Source organism: Methylobacterium organophilum (genome assembly GCF_022179465.1).
GTDB classification, from domain to species: Bacteria; Pseudomonadota; Alphaproteobacteria; order Rhizobiales; family Beijerinckiaceae; genus Methylobacterium; species Methylobacterium organophilum.
This window is the reverse complement of record NZ_BPQV01000006.1, coordinates 22,361-42,554: the sequence shown is the minus strand read 5'-3', so window position 1 is coordinate 42,554 and position 20,194 is coordinate 22,361. Positions and strand designations below refer to the sequence as shown.

The following is a 20,194-nucleotide window of genomic DNA, read 5'->3' as shown; positions in this document are numbered from 1 at the left end:
TCCCCATGATCCGTCCCGCCCTCGCCATCCTCTGTCTCGCCGCCGCCGGCCTGCCCGCCCGGGCCGGCACGGTCTTCGTCGCGAGCCAGCAGGCGGGGCAGCTCTCGCGGATCGAGGCGGCGGCGGTGGCCGGCCGAGCCTCGGTCCCCGCCGTGTCGGTCCCGGCGGCGCCGGCCACGGTCGCGGCGGGCGGCGGGCTGGTCTTCCTCACCCACCCGGACGGCCACGCGATCACCGTGGCCGAGGCCGCCACGGGCCGGGTGCTGCGCCGCCTGCCCTATGCCGGCCAGGCCTTCGGGCTCGCGGCCGGCGCGGACGGGCGCCACCTCTTCGTCGCCGACTGGTCCGGCCACCGCGTCGACCGGATCGCGGCGGCGGATGGCCGGGTCGAGGCCTCGGCCGAGACCGGCCGGGACCCGGCCCATCTCGTCCTCGACCGCGCCGGCCGGCTCTTCGTGGCGGACCGGGAGAGCCTGCAGGTCAGCGTGTTCGACGCCGCCCGGATGGTGCGGGTCGCGACGATCCCCGTGGGCGAGGCGCCCTTCGCCCTGGCGCTCAGCCCGGACGAGGGCCGGCTCTATGTCGGCAACGTGCGCAGCAACGACCTCACGGTGATCGACACCGGGACGCTCACGGCGCGCGCGACCGTGCCCGCCGGCGGCATGCCCTACGGCGTCGCGGTGAGCCCGGACGGGGCGCGGGTGCTGGTGACGAACCAGCATGCCGGCACCGTCACGGTGCTCGATGCCGGGACGCTCCGCGTCGCGGCGACGGTCGGCGTCGGCCGCTACCCGGAGGGCATCGCCATTTCGGACGGCCGGGCTTATGTCGCCAACTGGTTCTCCGACGACGTCTCCGTGATCGATCTCGCCACGCTGAAGCCGGTCGCGCGCCTGCCGGTGGCCGAGGGGCCGCGCAGCCTCGCCGTCGCCGCGGGGACTGTATCGGAGGGGGGGACGCGATGAAGGCCGTTGCCGCGCTCGGCGCGCTGCTGCTGCTCGGCGCCTGCGACCGCGGCGAGGAGCAGGCCTCCCGCGGCGAGGACCAGGCCGTGGTCGCCACGACCGCGGAGAAGGACCTGCCGGACTGGCTCGGGCAGACGGACGGGACGGAACCGGCGCGCTGGCTCGCCGGCCGTGCGGCGGGCCATCCCCTGCCGGGGGATGCGGCGGAGGTGACGGCGATGCGCGAGGCCCTCGCGCAGGCGCGCGGCGGCTTCGTGGAAGACACGCGCATGATCGCCAACCGCACGGTGCAGCTCGGGCAGATGCTCTCCGAGATCGGCAAGCCCGAGCCCTATCTCGTCCTGCTCCAGGGCCTGGGCCGGATCGCCGCCGAGCGCGGGCGCCACAAGAGCCTCTACGGCGAGATGTGCCAGCACTACTACAACACCCGGGCCCAGGGCGCCGACCACGACACGGCCCTGGCCCGCCTCGCCGAGCGGGAGCGGCGATGACGCCCGGCCGCCCCAGCGCCCGGCGCCCCGCCGCGCCGCCGATCCGGCCGGAGGCGGTCCTCGTCGTGGACGATCACCCGATCGTGCTGCAGGGGCTGCGCCGCCTCGCCGAGGAGGCGGGCATGGCCCGCGTGTTCGAGGCTGCCGACATCGTCTCGGCCTACCGCCTGTTCCACCGGCACCGGCCCGGCCTCGTGGTCGCCGATCTGAGCTTCCGCGACGGCGGCCTGTCCGGCCTCTCCCTGATCCGCCGGATCAAGGCCCTGGAGCCGGAGACCCGGATCCTGGTCTTCAGCATGCACGCCGATCCGGTCGTGGTCTCGCGCGCCCTGGAGAGCGGCGCCCTCGGCTTCGTGCTCAAGGATGCGGGGAGCGAAACGGTCCTGGAGGCGGTCGCGGCGGTCGGCCTGGGCCGGGGCTACCTGCCCCACGCGCTCGCCACCGACGTCGCCATGCTGAACCGGAGCGTGCGCCCCGCCCCGCTCGCCACCCTGAGCGCCCGCGAGCTGCAGGTCCTGTCGCTCCTGAGCCAGGGCAAGTCCTACGAGGCGATCGCCAATGCCCTCTCGGTGAGCTACCGGACGGTGATCAATGCGAGCTCCAGCATGCGCCGGAAGCTCGGCGCCGAATCCCGGGCCGCCCTGATCCGCATCGCCGTCAGCCGGGCGGGCACCATCGCCTGAGGCGGAGCCGCCTCCGCCTAGAGTTCCACGCTCACCGCCATCCCGTCATAGGCCGGCACCACGCCGGGCGGCAGCTTGCGCGCCAGCGTCGCGTAGTCGAGGTCGGTGTGCAGGTTGGTGAGGATCGCCCGGCGGGGCTTCACCGCCTCGATCAGGGCGAGGGCGTCCGAGACCGAGTAATGCGTCGGATGCGGCGTCTCGCGCAGGGCGTCGATGATGAGCAGGTCGAGGTCGCGCAGGCGGTCGACCGCCGCTTCCGGCATCAGGCTCACGTCCGGCGCGTAGGCGACCGGGCCGAAGCGGAAGCCGAAGGCCGCCTCGTTGCCGTGCTCCATCCGGAAGGGCAGGGCCTCGACCGGGCCGCCCTCCCCGTCGACGGCGAGCACGGCCTCCTCGGCGAGGTCGTGCAGGTCGAGGATCGGGGGATAGGCCGAGCCCGGCGGCGTCTCGAAGGCGTAGCCGAACCGGGCCAGGAGCAGGGCGCGGGTATGCGCGTCCGCATAGACGGGGATGCGCTGTCGCATGTCGATGACGAGGGGGCGCAGGTCGTCGATGCCGTGGGTGTGGTCGGCATGGGCGTGGGTGTAGAGCACGGCGTCGAGCCGCTTCACCTCCGCCTCCAGGAGCTGCTCGCGCAGGTCCGGCGAGGTGTCGACGAGGAGCCGCGTCCTGCGCGCGCCCTCCTCCCGCTCCACCAGCAGCGAGCAGCGCCGGCGGCGGTTGCGGGGATCGGCCGGGTCGCAGGCGCCCCAGCCGTAGCCGACCCGCGGCACCCCGCCTGAGGAGCCGCAGCCGAGGATGCGCAGGTTCAGGCGCGCCATCGCGGCTCCGTTCCGGTCGAGGCCCGCCGGTTCATGCCGCCTCCGAGCGGGCGGCCTTGTCGAACAGGCGGTGGAAATTGGCGGTGGTCAGGGCGGCGAGATCCGCGAACGGCAGGTCCAGGGTCTCGGCGAGCGAGCGGGCGGTGTCGGCGGTGTAGGCCGGCTCGCAGCGCCGGCCGCGATGCGGCTCCGGGGCGAGGAAGGGCGCGTCGGTCTCCACCAGCAGCCGGTCCCGCGGCACGGCCCGGGCGATGTCGCGCAGGGCCGTCGAGCGCCGGAAGGTGACGATGCCGGAGAAGGAGACGAACAGGCCGAGCTCGACCCCGACCGCCGCCAGTCGCGCGCCGGAGGAGAAGCAGTGCAGCACCGCCTTGAAGGCGCCCCGGCCCATCTCGTCGCGCAGCACCGCCTCCATGTGCTCGTCGGCGTCGCGGGAATGGATCACCAGGGGCAGACCGGTCGTGCGGGCGGCCTCGATATGGGCGCGCAGCACCCGCTCCTGCACCGCCTCCGGCGCGGCGTCCTCGTAATGGTAGTCGAGCCCCGCCTCGCCGATGCCGATGCAGCGGGGATGGTCGGTGAGCGCGGCGATGGCCTCGGCCGGGACGTCGGGCTCCTCGCCCGCGCCCTGGGGATGGGTGCCCACCGTGTACCAGACGGCCGGATGCGCCTCGGCGATGGCCCGGTAGGTGTCGGCCTTGGCGACCCGGGTCGAGATCGTGACCATGCGCGTCACCCCGGCGGCCTGCGCCCGGGCGATCACGCCGGGCATGTCCTCGGCGAATTCGGGGAAATCGAGATGGCAGTGGCTGTCGACCAGCATGGAAGGCGTGACGGTCCTCGGAAGGAAGGGGCGGCTCAGGCGGCCGCGTCCGGCTTCTCGAAACGGGGGAAGATCGGGCTCGGCGCCGGCAGGGCGGTTCCCGCCTGCAAGCGGTGGGCCGGATCGACATGGGCGAAGAGCCGCCGGTCGACCGGGACGGCGAGCAGGTCGAGGAGCGCGGCGCCCGCGCTCGGCACGAAGGGCTGCACCAGGAGCGCGACCCGGCGCAGGGTCTCGGCGGTGACGTAGAGCACCGTGTTCATGCGGGCGGGATCGCTCTTCTTGAGCTTCCACGGCTCCTCGGCGGCGAAGTAGCGGTTGGTCTCGGCCACCACCGCCCAGATCTCGGCGAGGATCGCGTGGAGGGCGAGGTCGCCCATCAACGCCCGCGCCTTGTCCGGCAGCGCCGCCGCGGCCCCGAGGATGGCCTCGTCGGCCGCGGTGAAGGCGCCCGGCTCCGGCACCGCCGCGGCGCAGTTCTTCGCGATCATCGACAGGGAGCGCTGGGCGAGGTTGCCCAGGTCGTTGGCGAGATCCGCGTTGATGCGGTTGATGATCGCCTCGTGGCTGTAGCTGCCGTCGCCGCCGAAGGGCACCTCGCGCAGCACGAAGTAGCGCACGGCATCGACGCCGTAGGTGGCGACGAGGTCGAGGGGATCGACCACGTTGCCGAGCGACTTCGACATCTTCTCGCCCCGGGAGAGCAGGAAGCCGTGGCCGAAGACGCGCTTGGGCAGGGGCAGCCCCGCCGACATCAGGAAGGCCGGCCAGTAGACCGCGTGGAAGCGCACGATGTCCTTGCCGATGACGTGCAGGTCCGTCGGCCAGAACCTGTTGCGCGCATCCGCCGCGTCCGGGAAGCCCGTCACCGTCAGGTAGTTGGTGAGGGCGTCGACCCAGACATACATGACGTGGCCGGGATGCTCCGGCACGGGCACGCCCCAGTCGAAGGTGGTGCGGCTGACGGAGAGGTCCTTCAGCCCCGAGCGCACGAAGCTCGCGACCTCGTTCATCCGGGTGTCGGGGCCGAGGAAGCCCGGCTGCTCCGCGTAGAGCTTGAGCAGGCGGTCCTGATAGGCGGAGAGGCGGAAGAGATAGTTCTCCTCCTCCATCCACTCGACCGGCGTGTCGGTCTTGATCGAGCGGCGCTGGCCGTCGGGACCGACCACCGTCTCGGCCTCGTCGTAATAGGCCTCGTCGCGCACCGAGTACCAGCCGGCATATTTGGCGAGGTAGATGTCGCCATTCGCCTCCATGCGCCGCCACAGCGCCTGGGCCGCGGCGTAATGCTCGGGCTCCGTGGTGCGGATGAAGCGGTCGTAGGAGCAGTTCAGCGCGTCGGCCACCGCCTTGAACCGAGCGGCCATGCCGTCGACGAAGGCGCGCGGGCTCACCCCGGCCCGGGAGGCGGTCTGCTGGATCTTGAGCCCGTGCTCGTCGGTGCCCGTGGAGAACAGCACCGCGTAGCCGTCGAGCCGCTTGAAGCGGGCGATGGCGTCGGTGGCGATCACCTCGTAGGCGTGCCCGATATGCGGCGCGCCGTTGGGATAGGAAATCGCCGTGGTGATGCTGAAGGTTTTGCCTTCGCTCTGGCTCACGTCTGCCGCTCTCCGGATCTTCGTCGCGCCTTGTCGCGCGGCCGGCGCCGGGACGCAACCGAGACAAGCGGCCCGGGCGTCCTCAAGCGGGATCCGGCCGATGGCTGGGCCCGCCGGATTCCGGCGCCGCGGGGCCGCCGCGGGGGCTCACGGCGTGCGCAGGGCCTGGGACAGCTCCTCGAACAGGGTCAGGACCAGGGGGCGCCGGTCGAGATTGTAGATCGCCGCCTCGCGGGCGGCGCGGTTCACCCGCTCGGCCGCCTCGACCAGGGCGGCGAGCCGGGCTGGGCTCTCCGTCTGGCGCCGGTCGAGCTCGGCCGAGACGAAGCGCGCCGCCGTGTCGAGCGCTGTGGCGAACAGGGCCTCCGCCTCCCGGGGCGCGAGCTTGTCGGCGAGCTTCAGGATGCGCCGCCAGTCCGGCGCCGCGATCCGGCCGAGCAGGATCTCGACCTCGGCGACGATGCCCGCCGTCGCGGGATCGAGCATCGCCACCGCCTGCGCCACGGAGCCCTCGGCCAGGGCGGCGGCATTGGCCAGCGCCGCCTCGTCGGGGGCGGGGAAGGGCGGGGGAAAGCCCGTCACCACCGCCCGCACCTGGGCCTCGGACAGGGGGCGCAGGGTGAGCGCCCGGCAGCGGGAGCGGATCGTCGGCAGCAGCCGGCCCGGGGCGTGGCTGACGATCAGGAAGAGGGAGCGCGGCGGCGGCTCCTCCACCATCTTGAGGAGGGCGTTGGCGCTGTTGGCGTTCAGGTCCTCGGCGCTGTCGACGATGCAGATGCGGTAGCCCGCATTGCCGGCGGTGGCGCCGAACAGGTCGAGGGCCTTGCGCGCCGCGTCGACCGGGATCTTGGTCGGCAGGGTCTTGGCCCCGGGCGCCTGGACCCGGCGCAGCGCGACGAGGTTCGGATGCGAGAGCGCCGCGACCTGCCGCGCCGCCGGATGGTCCGGCGCCACGGCGAGGTCGTCGGGCACGGACCGGATCTCGGGATTGGCGACGAGCCAGCGCGCGACCCGGTAGGCCAGCGTCGCCTTGCCGATGCCCTGGGGACCGCCGATCAGCCAGGCATGGTGCAGCCGCCCCGCCCGCAGGGCCTCGACGAAGGCGGCCTGCGCGCTCCCGTGCCCGACGAGGCGGGTCTGCTCCCGGGGGCGGGGAATGTCGGGCAGGTCGCCGGCCTCGTCCGGCGTCTCGGCGCGGTCAGGCCGCATCGTCGCGATCCCGGTTCCGGTCCGGCAGAGACGTCTCCGCGGGCAGCAGCCCCGGCAGCCGCGCGGCCACGGCCCGGCGGATCGCCGCGGCCACGGCGTCCGGGTCGGGGGTGGCGTCGATCACCGCGCAGCGCCCCGGCTCCGCCCGGGCGATCCCGGCGAAGGCCGTCCGCAGGCGCTCGTGGAAGCCGAGCGCCTCCGCCTCGAAGCGGTCCCCCTCCCCGCCCCGGCGCCTGGCGCGGGCGAGCCCGGTCTCCGCCGGCAGGTCGAGGATCAGGGTCAGGTCCGGCCGGGTGCGCCCCACCACCACCCGTTCGAGGGCGCGCAGGGTGGCCTCGTCCACCCCGCCCGCGGCCCCCTGATAGGCCCGGGTCGAATCCGCGAAACGGTCGCAGAGCACGATCGCCCCGCGGGCGAGCGCCGGGCGGATCAGCCGGTCGAGATGGTCGATGCGGGCGGCGGAGAAGATCAGCGCCTCGGCGAAGGGGCCGTAGGGCTTGGCCACGCCCTCCAGCACCGCGGCGCGCAGGCTCTCGGCCTTGGGGGTGCCGCCGGGTTCGCGGGTGGTCACGACCTCCCGTCCGGTGGCCGCGCGCAGGGTGGCGGCGAGCCGGGCGACCTGGGTCGACTTGCCGGCCCCCTCCCCGCCCTCGAAGGTGAGGAACAGGCCGCGGGCGCCGTGCCCGGCCGGAGGTGGCTCACCCTGTCTCTGTTCGGACGCGCTCTCCTTCGCCGGACCGGCGGCCGCCGCGGAGAGCGCTCCAGGCGCATCGCTCGTCATGCCCGGCCCCTATCACGGGTGCCCCGCCAGCGCGATTCCCGCGCGCCTCACGAGGCGTTGGCCGTGCCCTCCTTGGGGCCGGCGCCGCCCTTCGCCTTGTCGAAGGCCTTGCGGATCAGGTCGGTGCCGACCTGAAGCGCCGCGTCGAGGGCCCGCTGCGACAGGCTGCCGGCGGCGACGTCCTCGCCGGCATAGAGCGGCATCTCCAGGGCGACCGCGTCGCCGCGGGTGACGCGCAGCCGGGCGATCTCCCGGCCCTGCTCCACCGGTGCCACGATCGGCCCCTGATAGATCACCTTGGCGGCGACCCGCTCGGAGGAGCCCCGCGGCAGCAGCAGCCGCACCGGCTTCTTGGCCACGACCGGCACCGCGCCCTTCTCGCCGCCGAAGACCGAGACCTCGGCCACGCTCTCGCCGGCATTGAAGACCTGGCGCGGCTCGAAGGCGCGGAAGCCCCATTCCATCAGCTTGCGCGACTCGGAGGCGCGGTCCCGGGCGGTCTTGAGGCCGGACAGGACCATGACGAGGCGCTGGCCGTTCTGCACCGCCGAGCCGGTGAGGGCGTAGCCCGATTCCTCGAGGTAGCCGGTCTTGAGCCCGTCGGCGCCGATATCGAGGGTAAGGAGCGGGTTGCGGTTCTGCTGCTTGATCTTGTTCCAGGTGAACTCGCGCTCGGCGAAGATCTTGTACAGGTCCGGATAGGTGTCGATCAGGTGCAGGGCGATGCGCGCCATGTCCCGCGCGGTCACCTTCTGGTCCGGGGCCGAGTAGCCGGTCGCGTTGCGGAAGGTCGAGCGCGTCAGCCCGATCTGCTTCGCCTTCTGGTTCATCATGCCGGCGAAGGCGTCCTCCGTGCCGGCCATGTTCTCGGCGATGGTGATCGCCGCGTCGTTGCCCGACTGGACGATGAGGCCCCGCAGCAGGTCCGACATCTTGATGCGGCTGTTGACCTGCGCGAACATCGAGGAGCCCCCGCCCCCCGCGCCGCCCCGGCGCCAGGCGTCCTCGGTCACCGTGAACTCGGTGTCCATGGAGAGGCGCCCTTCCTTCAGGGCGGCGAACACGATCTCCGTGGTCATCAGCTTGGCCATGCTGGCCGGGGAGAAGGGCTCGTCGGCGGCCTTCTCGAACAGCACGGAGCCCGATTCCGCGTCGATCAGGATCGCGTGGGGCGCGGCGGTCTGGAAATTCTGCGCCCGGGCGGCGGAGCCCGCGAGGCCGATCAGGAGCGCGCAGGCGCCGGCGAGGATCGTCGAGGAAAACCGCACGCGCATCGACCGCTCCCGCACACCCGGTGCCATGCCGCGCCCCTTCTCCGCCGAACGGATCACCGCGTCAGCGAAGGGCGCCCGTTCCCCCGGCCGGGCCGGCCGGGGCATGGTTCAAGCGTAGCCATAACCCGCTCGACCATACCCGGTTTCGCGGCGCGATCGAAGGCAAAACGCCGCGGCGGGCCCGGGGATCACAGCATTGGCCGGCGGCCTCAGCGCGCCAGGGAGAGCTGAGCGCCGGATTTCGAGAAGGCGCCCTCCAGCGCGCCGCTGCCCTGGCGCAGGCGCGCGGCCACCGTGCCGCCGGGTTGGTAGAGATAGACCTCGCCGTCGCGGAAATCCCAGGCCGAGACCTTGGCGAGGTCCTTGTTGGCGCAGCCCGAGGTCGAGGCCTTGTAGAGGTCGAGGGCCGGGGCGCTCGACAGGGAGACCTTGCAGGAGCCGGCCGCGTCCGTGGCGGTCCAGCCGCCGACCACCGCGGAGCGGCCGGTGGCGACCACCGGGGGCGGTGCCGGGGCCGGCGGCGGCTCGACCGAGACGGGCGGCGGCACGGCGACGGCCACGTCGGTCCCGGCGCCGGGGGGCGCCTCCACGGGGGCGGCCGAAGCGCCCGGCGGGGGGGCGAGCGGCGCGGTGGTCACGGTGCCGGTCGGGGCCGGGGCGAGCGGTTCGAGGGAGGCCTGCGGCCGGGGCGTGCGGGCGCTCGGTCCCTCGAAGCGCTGCGAGGCGCAGGCGCTCAGGCCCAGCGACAGGGCGAGGACGGCAAGGGTCGCGGCGTGGGTCGCGGCATAGGTCGCGGAATGCGTGCGCGGCATCGATGGCTCTTCCCGGAACGGTCCAGCTTCATCCCGTCCCTCGCCGTCAAATGCGCTGCCCGCAAGGCGGTGCCACCCGGCCCGGGCCTTTTCGGGCCGGTGTGGCGGAGGTGCCGCACCCGGCCGGGCTCAGACCTCGCGCTCGACCATCATCTTCTTGATCTCGGCGATGGCCTTGGCCGGGTTGAGGCTCTTCGGGCAGGTGTTCGCGCAGTTCATGATCGTGTGGCAGCGATACAGCCGGAAGGGGTCGTGCAGGGCGTCGAGCCGCTCGCCGGTGTTCTCGTCGCGGGAATCGATCAGCCAGCGATAGGCCTGGAGCAGGGCCGCCGGCCCGAGGAACTTGTCGCCGTTCCACCAGTAGCTCGGGCAGCTCGTGGTGCAGCAGGCGCAGAGGATGCACTCGTAGAGCCCGTCGAGCCGGGCGCGGTCCTCCGGGGTCTGGCGCCATTCCTTCTCCGGGGCGGGCGTCTCGGTCTGGAGCCAGGGCTCGATCGCCGCGTGCTGGGCGTAGAAGTTGGTCAGGTCCGGCACCAGGTCCTTGAGCACCGGCATGTGCGGCAGCGGGTAGATCCGCACCGCCCCGTCCTTGTCCTTGCGGGTCAGGAACGGCAGGGCGTTGTCCGGCGTGCGGCACTCGTCGATGCCCATGGTGCAGGCCAGCGCGTTCTGGCCCTCGATGTTCATGGCGCAGGAGCCGCAGATGCCCTCGCGGCAGGAGCGGCGGAAGACCAGGGTCGGGTCGACCTTGTTCTTGATCCAGAGCAGGGCGTCGAGGACCATCGGCCCGCAATCGTCGCGGTCGACATGGTAGGTGTCGATGCGCGGATTCTTCCCGTCATCCGGGTTCCAGCGGTAGATCCGGAACACCTGGACGGTCTTCGCGCCGTCCGGCGCCGGCCAGGTCTTGCCTTCGGTCAGCTGGGAGTTCTTGGGGAGGGAGAACTGGGCCATGTGCAGGCAGCTTCCGCAAGTGATCGGGATCGATCCCGGACGATCAAGCCGCAGGGGGCGATCGTCCCGGGATGGAAGAGGGGCGGGTCGGGCTCAGTACACGCGCGCCTTGGGCTCGATGTACTGGATCTCGTTCGACATCGTGTAGGTGTGGACCGGCCGGTAATCGATCGCGACCGTGTGCGCGGTCTCGTCGAGCCAGGCGAGGGTATGCTTCATCCATTCCTTGTCGTCGCGCTCGGGGAAGTCCTCGCGGGCATGGGCCCCGCGGCTCTCCTTGCGGTTGACGGCGGATTCCATGGTCACGACCGCCTGGCCGATCAGGTTGTCGAATTCGAGCGTCTCGAGCAGGTCGGTGTTCCAGACCAGGGAACGGTCCGAGACCTTGAGGTCGGCGACGCCCTTCCAGACCTCGTGGATCAGGCCCTTGCCCTCCTCCAGCACCTCGCCGGTGCGGAAGACCGCGCAGTTGTTCTGCATGGTCCGCTGCATGCGGTCGCGCAGCTGCGCGGTGGGCGTGCCGCCATCGGCGTAGCGGAAGCGGTCGAGGCGGGCGAGCGCCTTGTCGGCCGAGTCCTTCGGCAGCTCGGCCTGGCGGGCATTGGGCTCGACGATGTCGGCGCAGCGCAGGCCGGCGGCGCGGCCGAACACCACGAGGTCGATCAGCGAGTTGGAGCCGAGGCGGTTCGCCCCGTGCACGGAGACGCAGGCCGCCTCGCCCAGCGCCATCAGGCCGGGCACCACCGTGTCCGGGTTGCCGTCGCGCAGCGTCAGCACCTCGCCGTGATAGTTCGTGGGGATGCCGCCCATGTTGTAGTGCACGGTCGGCAGGACTGGGATCGGCTCCTTGGTCACGTCGACGCCGGCGAAGATTTTTGCGGATTCGGAGATTCCCGGCAGGCGCTCGTGCAGGATCTTCGGGTCGAGATGGTCGAGATGCAGGAAGATGTGGTCCTTGGTCTTGCCCACGCCCCGGCCCTCGCGGATCTCCATGGTCATGGAGCGCGAGACGACGTCGCGGGAGGCGAGGTCCTTGGCCGAGGGGGCGTAGCGCTCCATGAAGCGCTCGCCCTCGGAATTGGTCAGGTAGCCGCCCTCGCCCCGCGCGCCCTCGGTGATGAGGCAGCCGGCGCCGTAGATGCCGGTCGGGTGGAACTGCACGAACTCCATGTCCTGCAGGGCGAGGCCGGCGCGCAGGACCATGGCGTTGCCGTCGCCGGTGCAGGTATGGGCCGAGGTCGCCGAGAAATAGGCGCGGCCGTAGCCGCCGGTGGCGAGCACGGTCATCTGGGCGCGGAAGCGGTGGATCTCGCCGGTCGCCTGGTCGAGGGCGATGACGCCGCGGCAGCGGCCCTCCTCGTCCATGATCAGGTCGAGGGCGAAGTATTCGATGAAGAACTGGGTGTGGTTCTTCACCGCCTGCCCGTAGAGGGTGTGGAGCATGGCGTGGCCGGTGCGGTCCGCCGCGGCGCAGGTGCGCTGGGCGGTGCCCTTGCCGTAATCGGTGGTCATGCCGCCGAAGGGGCGCTGGTAGATTTTTCCCTCTTCGGTCCGGGAGAACGGGACGCCCCAGTGCTCCAGCTCGTAGACCGCGGCCGGCGCGTTGCGCACGAGATACTCGATCGCGTCCTGGTCGCCGAGCCAGTCCGACCCCTTCACGGTGTCGTACATGTGCCAGCGCCAGTCGTCCGGGCCCATATTGCCCAGCGAGGCCGAGATGCCGCCCTGGGCGGCGACCGTGTGCGAGCGGGTCGGGAACACCTTGGTGATGCAGGCGGTGCGCAGGCCCGCCTGGGAGCAGCCGACCGTGGCGCGCAGGCCCGCGCCGCCGGCGCCGACGATCACCACGTCGAAGGTGTGGTCGATGATGGCATAGGCCGGGGCGCCGCTGCCGTTCGTGCCGTTGGAAGCCATGGGAGGATCCTCGCGTTTCGGGGCGGTCAGACGAGCCGGCTCAGGCCCACGCGCAGGATCGCGTAGAGGCAGGCGGCGGCGACCGCGGCCGCGTAGAAGTTGTTGGCGATGAGGGCCGCGACCTTGAGGCCCTTGTCGTGCACGTAGTCCTCGATGATCACCTGCATGCCGAGCCGCATGTGCACCGTCACCGAGACGACGGCGAGGATCAGGACGATCGACACGAGGGGGTTCGCGATGAGGGCGACCGCCTCCGGATAGGGCCGGCCGGCCATCAGGGCGATGATGACGACGAAGCCGAGCATCAGCAGGGCGTTGGCCGCGCCGGTGAGGCGCTGCAGCCAGAAATGGCCGGCGCCGTGGCCGGAGGCGCCGAGGCCCTTCACCCGGGCGCGGGGCGTGCGGATGGAGAGGCTGGGATTCTGGCGGGTGTCGACCTTGGACATGGCGGGCCTCAGCGCAGGATGAGGGCGAACGCCCAGATGACGACCGTGAGCAGGACCGAGCCGATCAGCGTCGCCCGGGCGAGGCCGAGGCGGCGCTCCCGGTCGAAGCCGATGCCGGCATCCCAGATGAAGTGGCGCAGGCCGCCGAGCAGGTGGTGCATCAGCACCCAGGTATAGGCGAACAGGATCAGCCGGCCGACGAGGGAGCCGAAGAACCAGGCGACCGCGTCGTAGGCGCGGGGGCCGGAGGCGAGCGCCACCAGCCAGACGGCGACGAGAACGCTGCCGCCGTAGAGCGCGGTGCCGGTGACGCGGTGGAAGACCGACATCGCCATGGTCCAGGTCCAGCGGTAGATCTGGAGATGCGGCGAGAGCGGCTGGGCGACCGTGGGGCGGACGGGTGGGGCCATCGCGATGACGATCCTCGGCTCGAAAGCTGGAGTTCTTCCAGGGAACGGTTAGGGCGGCGGGTGGGTGCCGGCAATGCCGCGTATTGCGGTGCGGCATGGATCGGGGTGAGACTCGCGCGCATCTGTCTCACGGCGGCCCCCCGACGAGGCGCCACCACAGATAGGCGGCCGGGGTGGCGATCAGCAGGGAGGCGAGGCCCGTGGCGATCGTCAGCCGGCTCGCATCCCGCAGGCCGATCCGGCCGAGCTCCATCGTCATCACGATGGGGGGCGCCTGATAGGGCAGGAACAGGGTCGAGTAGCCGACGACCTGGATCATCAGCACGTCCATCAGGCCGAGGCCGCTCGCCCGGGAGAGCTCGCCGGCGAGCGCGGTGTAGAGGGCCGGGGCGCCGTTGGCGGTGGCCACGAACAGGAAGCCGATCGAGAGGCCGACCAGGGTGAGGAAGTTGGTCGCCTCGGCGCCGGGCGCGAGGGGCGCCAGCGCCAGGAGCGCGTGGCCGAGGTCGCGCCCGAGCCCGGTCTCGTTGACCGTGGCGGTGAGCCCGAACAGGGCGGCGACGTAGAAGCAGGTGCGCAAGGGGATCTCGCCGAAGCTGCCCCCGGGCAGCACCCCGATCCGCGGCATCAGGCAGATCACCGCCGCGGCGAGCCCGATCCAGGCAGGCGGGATGCCGTGCCAGCCGTCGCTCATCCAGAGGGCCAGCATCGTCACGAGAATCACCGAGAGGCGGCGCTCCGCCGGCGTCGCCGGGGGCAGGGCCGGCAGTTCGGGGCGCTGCCCGTCGAGCCGGTCGCGGAAGAGCAGCACCGTGCAGGCGGTCAGGATCGCGCCCTTCAGCAGCGCCAGGACCGGCAGGTGCTGCCAGAGATAGGGCAGGTAGGCGAGGTGCACGCCGTAGAGCGTCTCGGCGGTGCCGACCATGACGAGGTTCGGCACGTTGGCGGGCAGGATCGCCGCCGAGAGCATCGGCGTGGCGATGCCGAAGGACAGGATCGCCCCCGTCCGCCCGGGCCGCCCCGGGGCGAGGCCGAAGGCGTCGCAGAGCGCGAGGATCACCGGCACCATCAGGGCGATGCGGCCGAGATTGGAGGGCATCACGAAGGCGAGCAGGAAGGAGAAGGCGACGAGGCCGCCGATGAAGCCCGGATAGGAGGCGGGCAGCCGCGCGGCGAGCATCCGCGCGAGCCGGTCGCCGAGCCCGGTCCGGTTCATGGCGAGCCCCACCACCATGCCGCTCGTCACCAGCCAGAAGGCGGAGGAGGCGAAGCCCGAGAACACGGTCGGGGCGGGGGCGAGCTTGAGCAGCATCGCCAGGGCGAAGAACAGGAGCGCCGTGACGATCTCGGCCACGAGCCCCGTGGCCCACAGCCCCATGCAGAGCACGAGGAGGCCGCCGGTCGCGACGACCGTCCCCTGCCCGCCCATGATGCCCGCCGCTGCGCCCATGGCCGGGCTTCAATCGCGAATTGGAGGCATTCGCAATTCGGCTTTCGTAGCAGGAGCCTTCGTCAACGGCGAAGGCTGGCGGCGGATTCCGGGGGCGTGATAGGATCGCGCGGCGCGGGATCGGCTCCGCTCCGGACGAACCCGCCCCGGCCGGATCCGCATGCGGCCGCCGCGCCGCGTCCTTCTCCCGTCCCGGGGAGGCGGGCCCGGACGCCCTCCCCCAAATCCTTCCCGAAGCCCCCTCCCCCATGATGCGCTTCGATCTCGTCGACCTGAACCTGTTCCGCCACATCGTGGAGGCGGGCTCGATCACCCATGGGGCGGAGCGGGCCAATCTCGCCCTGGCCGCCGCCTCGACGCGGATCCGCGCGATGGAGGAGTCCCTGGGCGCCGCCCTGCTCCTGCGCGGGCGCCAGGGGGTGAGCCCGACCCCGGCGGGGCGCGCCCTGCTCGCCCATGCCCGCGAGATCCTCGGCCAGATCGAGCGGATGCAGGGCGACCTCTCGGTCTTCGCCGGCGGCGCGGTCGGGCAGATCCGGGTGCTGTCGAACACCAACGCCCTGACCGAGTTCCTGCCGGAGGCGCTCTCCGCCTATCTCGCCCTGCATACGGGGGTGAGCGTCGACATCGAGGAGAAGACCTCGGACGAGATCGTCTGGCTGGTGGCCGACGGGGCCGCCGATCTCGGCATCGTCGCGGGCACGGTCGATACCGGCACGCTGCAGACCTTCCCCTTCCGCCACGACCGCTTCGTGCTGGTGGTGGCGGCGGGCCATGCCCTGGCGGCGCGCGCGCAGGTCGGCTTCGCGGAGGTGCTGGAGCACGACCTCGTCGGGCTCGACCGGCCGAGCGCCCTGACCCGGTTCCTGTCGGACAAGGCGGCCCGCATCGGCCGGCCGATGCGGCTCCGGGTGCAATTGCGCAGCTTCGACGCGGTCTGCCGCCTGGTCGAATGCGGCGTCGGCCTCGGCATCGTGCCGGAGACGACGGCGCGCCGCGCCCGGCGCGGCATGGAGATCGCGATGGTGCCCCTGGAGGATGCCTGGGCGGCCCGCGACCTCAAGCTCTGCCTGCGCGCCCTCGACGCCCTGCCCCCCTTCGCGCAGGATTTCGTGGCGCATCTGCGCGGCTGACGCGCCGCCTGCGCGACCGTCAGAGCCCCATGATCGTATCGACCAGCAGCTTCAGGTTCAGCACCACGATCACCCCGGCGATCGCCCAGGACAGGCCCTTCAGCCAGCCGGGGATCACGAAGCTGCCCATCAGCCCCCGGTCGGAGACGAAGCGCACCAGGGGGATCACCGCGAAGGGCAATTGCATCGAGAGCACGACCTGGCTCAGCACCAGGAGCCTGGCCGTGCCCTGGTCGCTGTAGAGGGCGGTGACGGCCACCACGGGCACGATGGCGATGCCCCGCGTCACCAGGCGGCGCGCCCAGTCGGGCAGGCGCAGCCTTAGGAAGCCCTCCATCACGATCTGGCCGGCGAGCGTCGCGGTCACCGTCGAGTTGAGGCCGGAGGCGAGCAGGGCTACGGCGAAGAGCGTCGAGGCGAGGCCGATGCCGAGCAGCGGCGAGAGCAGCGCGTAGGCCTCCTCGATCTCCTCCACCTCCGTGCGCCCGCCCGCATGGAACACCGCCGCCGCCATGATCAGGATCGCGGCGTTGACGAACAGGGCCAGCATCAGCGCGAGGGTGGAATCGGTCACCGCGAAGCGCAGGGCCTCGCGCCGGCCGCGTTCCGTGCGCGGATAGGCGCGGGTCTGCACGATGGACGAGTGCAGGTAGAGATTGTGGGGCATCACGGTGGCGCCGATGATGCCGATGGCGATGTAGAGCGCGGCCGGGTTCGTCACGATCTCGCGCGCGGGCAGGAAGCCGCCGAGCACCGCCTGGATCGGCGGGGCGGCCATCGCGATCTGCACGCCGAAGCAGACGAAGATCACGCTGAGCAGCCCGATCACGAAGGCCTCCAGCGCCCGGAAGCCGCGCCGCAGCAGCAGCAGCACCACGAGCACGTCGAGCGCCGTGAGGACCGCGCCGAGGGCGAGGGGGATGCCGAACAGCAGCTTGAGCGCGATCGCCGTGCCGATCACCTCGGCGAGGTCGCAGGCGATGATCGCCGCCTCGCAGATCAGCCAGAGGGCGATGCCGGTGCCGCGGGAATAGCGCGCCCGGCAGGCCTGGGCGAGGTCGAGGCCGGTGGCGATGCCGAGCCGGGCGGCGAGCGCCTGCAGCACGATCGCCATCAGGTTCGAGAGCAGGATGACGCTGAGCAGGGTGTAGCCGAACCGGGCGCCGCCGGCGATGTCGGTCGCCCAGTTGCCCGGGTCCATGTAGCCGACCGAGATCATGTAGCCCGGCCCGAGGAAGCCGAAGAGCCGCCGCAGCCAGGAGCCGCCCAGGCGCACCGGCACGCTGGCATTGAGCGCGCCGAGGCTGCGTTCCTCCGGCCGCTCCACCGGGCGCGGGGGGGTGAGCTGATCCATGGCCGCGTCCATCCGCATGCGCGTCGTTCCGGTTCGCCCCGGCCGCCGGAGGCCGGCCCCGCCGGGCGGGGCGGCCTCGGCACCGGGGAGGATGGGAGAGCAGGATCCGGGCCGATCGGCCCAGGGCGATATAGCATAAGCTATAAAGCTGTGCCGAGGCTGATATCAAGCGGACGCGACAGCGTTGCGACGCCGCGCGCCGGGAGGGCATGGACGCCGCCGCCCGGAGCGCGGGCTCTCGCGCGACATCCGGGGTCCCGCTTTCGCGCCGCATGGGTTAGACAGCCGCAAGGCGCGGCCCCGCATCGGCGCGCGGATCGGAGGAGCCGGCCACCCCCATGCAGGACACGTCGCAGGATCGGGAGCCGCGTCCGGGACGCGCCTCGGCCGAGGCGCCCCTCGTCGATGCCGAGTTGCATGTCGAGAGCTTCCGGCAGGCGCGCGAGGCGCGCCGGCTCGAGCTCGTCGAGGATTATGTCGAGCTGATCGCGGACCTGATCGGCGACGGGGGCGAGGCCCGGCAGGTCGACATCGCCGCCCGCCTCGGCGTCGCCCAGCCGACGGTGGCCAAGATGCTGAAGCGGCTCGCCGAGGACGGGCTGGTGCAGCAGCGGCCCTATCGCGGCGTCTTCCTCACGGAAGCCGGGCAGGCGCTCGCCGCGCAGTCGCGGGAGCGCCACCGCATCGTCGAGCGCTTCCTCTGCGCCCTGGGCGTGAGCCCGGAGACGGCCCGCCGGGACGCGGAGGGCATCGAGCACCATGTCAGCGGCGAGACGCTGGAGGCCTTCCGCCGCTTCGCCGACGAACGCGCCCGGGACGCGTGACGCCGGAGCGCGGCCGGAATCCGCCTGGGGCCGAACGGATTTCGTGAGAAGGGATGAGGACGATGGATCTGGAGAGGCAGGTGGCGGCCCTGGCCGCGGTCACGACGGGGCACGACGCGGCGATCAAGAGCCTGTCGGAGGCGCTGGCCGAGACCAGCGCCAAGCAGGTCGCCCACCAGATGGCGATCGGCTTCCTGGCGAGCGTGCTGCGCTCGATCGATTCCGACCATTACGACGAGCGGCTCGGCGGCTATCTCGCCATGCTGCGCGACGCCCTGACCCGGGACGACCCGGACGCGGCTTTGGCCGCCACCGTGCTCGACACGGTGGAGCGGAGCCTGCGCCCGGCAGAGACCGACGCGGATTCCTAAGACGCGAATCCGCTGCCCGGGCGGCAGCGGGGGTGCTGCCGCCCTGCGCATCCCGATGTCGCACGATGTGCAAAGCGGGGATTCCGGGGAGAGGAGGGCCGGATAGCCGGCTCAAACTTGCTGCAGGCTAAGCCGTTAACGCCGCATCGCTTTTCCGTGTCTAGTCTCATACGCATGCGGTAACGTGATGCGAGCGGGCCATGCGTTTCGAAGTGAGCGAGGATCGGCCGGGCCATTGGTCCTGGATCCTGCGCGGCTCCTTCGGCGAGCTGATCGCCCGCTCCCATGCCGATTACCCCTCCCGGATCCAGGCCTCCGCGGCCGCCACCGCCTTCGCCCAGATGGTGACGAAGGCCTGCCAGCAGATGCAGCGGCGCTAGGCGCCGGGCCGCCGGCTCAGCGGGCGACGCTCGGATCGCTGTCGTTGATGATCGCGAGATGCCGCGGGAGCGAGAGCTGCGGCGCCTTGATCGCGATCCCGATGCAGCGCTCCATCGGCATGCCGTCGAAGAGCGGCCCGCGGGCCTGCAACGCCTGGCAGACGGAGCGCGCCCGCAGATAGGAGCCCCCTGAGAGGGCCGCGATCAGCAGGAAACGCTCCGGCCCGCTCAGGTCTCGGAGGGCTCGTCCCCGGGGCTGTTGAGGATGTCCTCCAGCTCGTCGATGAGCCGGTCGATCTGGTCCTCGCTCGCCAGCACCCGCACGGTCTCGCCGCCGGCCAGGGCGAAGGCGAGCTCTACCTCCTCTCCGGAGCGGGTGGCCAGGATGCGGACCAGTCTCTTCGCGTCGCTCATGGGTCTCCTCGTCGCTTCGTCGATTCTCACGCCGCCGCCACCAGCCCGACCGCGACGGCCGGGCCGCAGGTCGAGACCCAGGCCGGATCGGCCTCGCCCAGGGCCCCGCCGATCAGCCCGGTCAGGGGCTCGGCCCGGCGCCCGAGCCGGGCGGCGATGCGCTCGGCCAGGAAGCGGCCGGCGCCGCAGACCACCAGGGGCGCTCCTTCGGGAAGGTCCGCGCGGGAGAGCAGGGTGGCCGCCGCATCCTGCAGCGGGCGCAGCTGCGCCTCGGCGAAGAAGGCCGCGAGCGCCGCCCACTGGGCCGCGTTCCCCTCCCCCCGGTCCCGGCCGATCATCCGGGCGAGCCGCGTCTCGCTCTCGGCCGCCGACTTGCCCTTGAGGTCGGGGCTGTGCTGCTGGTCGGCCCCCTCCGGCAGGTCGCCGGTGAGGCGGTGGATGTCGGCGGTGGTGGCGAAATACTCCGCCATCAGGGCGACCCGGCGCCCGTTCCAGGGGGCGTGGCTCGCGAGGGCGGCGAGCGGCGTGCGCACCACGCCGGAATAGACGAGCTCGCCCGTCTCCAGGCGCTCCGCGTCGCTGTAGCCGGTCGCCGCCGGGCGGCCGCCCGCGATCGGGATCAGGTCGGCGGTGGTGGAGCCGATATCGACGAGGAGCGCGTCCGGCCGGTGGCGCCCGATCAACGCGGCGGTGGCGTGCCAGTTGGCCGAGGCGATGTCGGCGGCGTGCCGCCCGGCGGCCTCCGGCCCGACCAGGCCAGCCCGGCCGGCATAGAGGCGGACCCGACCCGTCAGGTTCGCGGCGGCCCAGCCGGCGAGCTGCGCGACGCCGTCGGCGCGGTCGGCGAAGCAGTCGGTCAGTTCGCCGGTCATGGTCACGACATGGTCGGCCTCGCCCCGCGCCCAGTCGGGCAGGCCGGCGAAGGTCTCGTCGAGGGCGGGCAGGCCGTGCCAGAGGCGGCAGGGCGCCTGCCGCGCCGCCCGCACCCGGCCGTCCTCGATCAGCGCCGCCTTGACATGGACCCCGCCGAGATCCCACCCGACGGTCCGGACTTGATGCTGGCTCACGCGTGAGGGTCCTGAAACGG

The 20,194-nt window shown here is 72.4% G+C and carries 22 protein-coding genes; 7 read left to right on the top strand and 15 right to left on the bottom strand.

Annotated features, from left to right (window positions below; translation table 11 throughout):
* Positions 1-5 precede the first annotated feature (5 nt).
* Genes MFF21_RS11465 through MFF21_RS11455 form a run of 3 tightly spaced genes read left to right on the top strand, consistent with a single transcriptional unit; the run spans position 6 to position 2,139 of the window.
* Entirely contained in the window at positions 6-965 is a 960-nt protein-coding gene (locus MFF21_RS11465; RefSeq protein WP_238311303.1) for a YncE family protein, read from the top strand.
* Entirely contained in the window at positions 962-1,456 is a 495-nt protein-coding gene (locus MFF21_RS11460) for an MxaH protein (protein ID WP_238311302.1), read from the top strand. Before MFF21_RS11465 ends, MFF21_RS11460 begins: the two co-directional genes overlap by 4 nt.
* Positions 1,453-2,139 carry a response regulator transcription factor gene (locus MFF21_RS11455; RefSeq protein ID WP_238311301.1) on the top strand — a complete coding sequence of 229 codons (687 nt, stop codon included), beginning with the start codon at positions 1,453-1,455 and terminating at the stop codon, positions 2,137-2,139. Before MFF21_RS11460 ends, MFF21_RS11455 begins: the two co-directional genes overlap by 4 nt.
* 17 nt (positions 2,140-2,156) lie before the next feature.
* On the opposite strand, the gene MFF21_RS11450 is transcribed toward MFF21_RS11455, so the two are convergent.
* The 12 genes from MFF21_RS11450 to MFF21_RS11395 all read right to left on the bottom strand — a co-directional run bounded on the left by MFF21_RS11450 (position 2,157) and on the right by MFF21_RS11395 (position 14,631).
* Positions 2,157-2,960: an MBL fold metallo-hydrolase gene (locus tag MFF21_RS11450; protein WP_238311300.1), complete on the bottom strand. Its 804-nt coding sequence runs from the start codon at positions 2,958-2,960 to the stop codon at positions 2,157-2,159.
* A 31-nt stretch (positions 2,961-2,991) separates the two neighbouring features.
* Positions 2,992-3,783 (bottom strand): TatD family hydrolase, encoded by a 792-nt coding sequence (locus MFF21_RS11445; protein ID WP_238311299.1) that lies wholly within the window; start codon positions 3,781-3,783, stop codon positions 2,992-2,994.
* Positions 3,784-3,818: 35 nt separating this feature from the next.
* Positions 3,819-5,381 carry a methionine--tRNA ligase gene (gene metG / locus MFF21_RS11440; protein WP_238311298.1) on the bottom strand — a complete coding sequence of 521 codons (1,563 nt, stop codon included), beginning with the start codon at positions 5,379-5,381 and terminating at the stop codon, positions 3,819-3,821.
* A 147-nt stretch (positions 5,382-5,528) separates the two neighbouring features.
* Positions 5,529-6,590 carry a DNA polymerase III subunit delta' gene (locus tag MFF21_RS11435; RefSeq protein ID WP_238311297.1) on the bottom strand — a complete coding sequence of 354 codons (1,062 nt, stop codon included), beginning with the start codon at positions 6,588-6,590 and terminating at the stop codon, positions 5,529-5,531.
* Positions 6,580-7,371, bottom strand: a complete 792-nt coding sequence (tmk, locus tag MFF21_RS11430; protein WP_238311296.1) for a dTMP kinase — start codon at positions 7,369-7,371, stop codon at positions 6,580-6,582. Before tmk ends, MFF21_RS11435 begins: the two co-directional genes overlap by 11 nt.
* 47 nt (positions 7,372-7,418) lie before the next feature.
* Positions 7,419-8,645 (bottom strand): D-alanyl-D-alanine carboxypeptidase family protein, encoded by a 1,227-nt coding sequence (locus MFF21_RS11425; RefSeq protein ID WP_238311295.1) that lies wholly within the window; start codon positions 8,643-8,645, stop codon positions 7,419-7,421.
* Positions 8,646-8,854: 209 nt separating this feature from the next.
* Entirely contained in the window at positions 8,855-9,457 is a 603-nt protein-coding gene (locus MFF21_RS11420; protein ID WP_238311294.1) for an AprI/Inh family metalloprotease inhibitor, read from the bottom strand.
* A 129-nt stretch (positions 9,458-9,586) separates the two neighbouring features.
* A complete protein-coding gene (locus tag MFF21_RS11415) occupies positions 9,587-10,411 on the bottom strand; it encodes a succinate dehydrogenase iron-sulfur subunit (protein WP_238311293.1) in 825 nt (274 codons plus the stop codon).
* Positions 10,412-10,504: 93 nt separating this feature from the next.
* Complete coding sequence (gene sdhA, locus MFF21_RS11410) at positions 10,505-12,325, bottom strand: succinate dehydrogenase flavoprotein subunit (protein ID WP_238311292.1); 1,821 nt, start codon at positions 12,323-12,325, stop codon at positions 10,505-10,507.
* 26 nt (positions 12,326-12,351) lie between these two features.
* Positions 12,352-12,771 carry a succinate dehydrogenase, hydrophobic membrane anchor protein gene (gene sdhD, locus MFF21_RS11405; RefSeq protein WP_238311291.1) on the bottom strand — a complete coding sequence of 140 codons (420 nt, stop codon included), beginning with the start codon at positions 12,769-12,771 and terminating at the stop codon, positions 12,352-12,354.
* 8 nt (positions 12,772-12,779) lie between these two features.
* Positions 12,780-13,181 (bottom strand): succinate dehydrogenase, cytochrome b556 subunit, encoded by a 402-nt coding sequence (gene sdhC, locus MFF21_RS11400; RefSeq protein ID WP_238311290.1) that lies wholly within the window; start codon positions 13,179-13,181, stop codon positions 12,780-12,782.
* A gap of 127 nt (positions 13,182-13,308) precedes the next feature.
* Positions 13,309-14,631 (bottom strand): SLC13 family permease, encoded by a 1,323-nt coding sequence (locus tag MFF21_RS11395; RefSeq protein ID WP_238311289.1) that lies wholly within the window; start codon positions 14,629-14,631, stop codon positions 13,309-13,311.
* 248 nt (positions 14,632-14,879) lie between these two features.
* Between MFF21_RS11395 and MFF21_RS11390 the strand changes: the two genes are divergently transcribed.
* Positions 14,880-15,764 carry a LysR family transcriptional regulator gene (locus MFF21_RS11390; RefSeq protein WP_238311288.1) on the top strand — a complete coding sequence of 295 codons (885 nt, stop codon included), beginning with the start codon at positions 14,880-14,882 and terminating at the stop codon, positions 15,762-15,764.
* Positions 15,765-15,783: 19 nt separating this feature from the next.
* On the opposite strand, the gene MFF21_RS11385 is transcribed toward MFF21_RS11390, so the two are convergent.
* A complete protein-coding gene (locus tag MFF21_RS11385) occupies positions 15,784-17,118 on the bottom strand; it encodes an Nramp family divalent metal transporter (RefSeq protein WP_238311287.1) in 1,335 nt (444 codons plus the stop codon).
* A gap of 338 nt (positions 17,119-17,456) precedes the next feature.
* Here MFF21_RS11385 and mntR point away from each other — a divergent pair, with 338 nt between their 5' ends.
* From mntR to MFF21_RS11370, 3 genes are all read left to right on the top strand, one after another.
* The gene (mntR, locus tag MFF21_RS11380; RefSeq protein ID WP_238311286.1) at positions 17,457-17,942 is read left to right on the top strand and encodes a manganese-binding transcriptional regulator MntR; all 486 of its coding nucleotides are present in this window, start codon (positions 17,457-17,459) and stop codon (positions 17,940-17,942) included.
* A 62-nt stretch (positions 17,943-18,004) separates the two neighbouring features.
* Complete coding sequence (locus MFF21_RS11375; protein WP_238311285.1) at positions 18,005-18,313, top strand: hypothetical protein; 309 nt, start codon at positions 18,005-18,007, stop codon at positions 18,311-18,313.
* Between the two features lie 200 nt (positions 18,314-18,513).
* On the top strand, positions 18,514-18,693 hold the full coding sequence (locus tag MFF21_RS11370) for a YegP family protein (protein WP_238311284.1): 180 nt from the start codon (positions 18,514-18,516) through the stop codon (positions 18,691-18,693).
* 228 nt (positions 18,694-18,921) lie between these two features.
* Here the strand turns inward: MFF21_RS11370 and MFF21_RS11365 are convergent, their stop codons facing one another.
* On the bottom strand, positions 18,922-19,107 hold the full coding sequence (locus tag MFF21_RS11365; protein ID WP_238311283.1) for a hypothetical protein: 186 nt from the start codon (positions 19,105-19,107) through the stop codon (positions 18,922-18,924).
* A gap of 26 nt (positions 19,108-19,133) precedes the next feature.
* Positions 19,134-20,174, bottom strand: coding sequence for a hydantoinase/oxoprolinase family protein (locus tag MFF21_RS11360; protein ID WP_238311282.1), 1,041 nt, complete (start codon positions 20,172-20,174; stop codon positions 19,134-19,136).
* Positions 20,175-20,194: the final 20 nt, after the last annotated feature.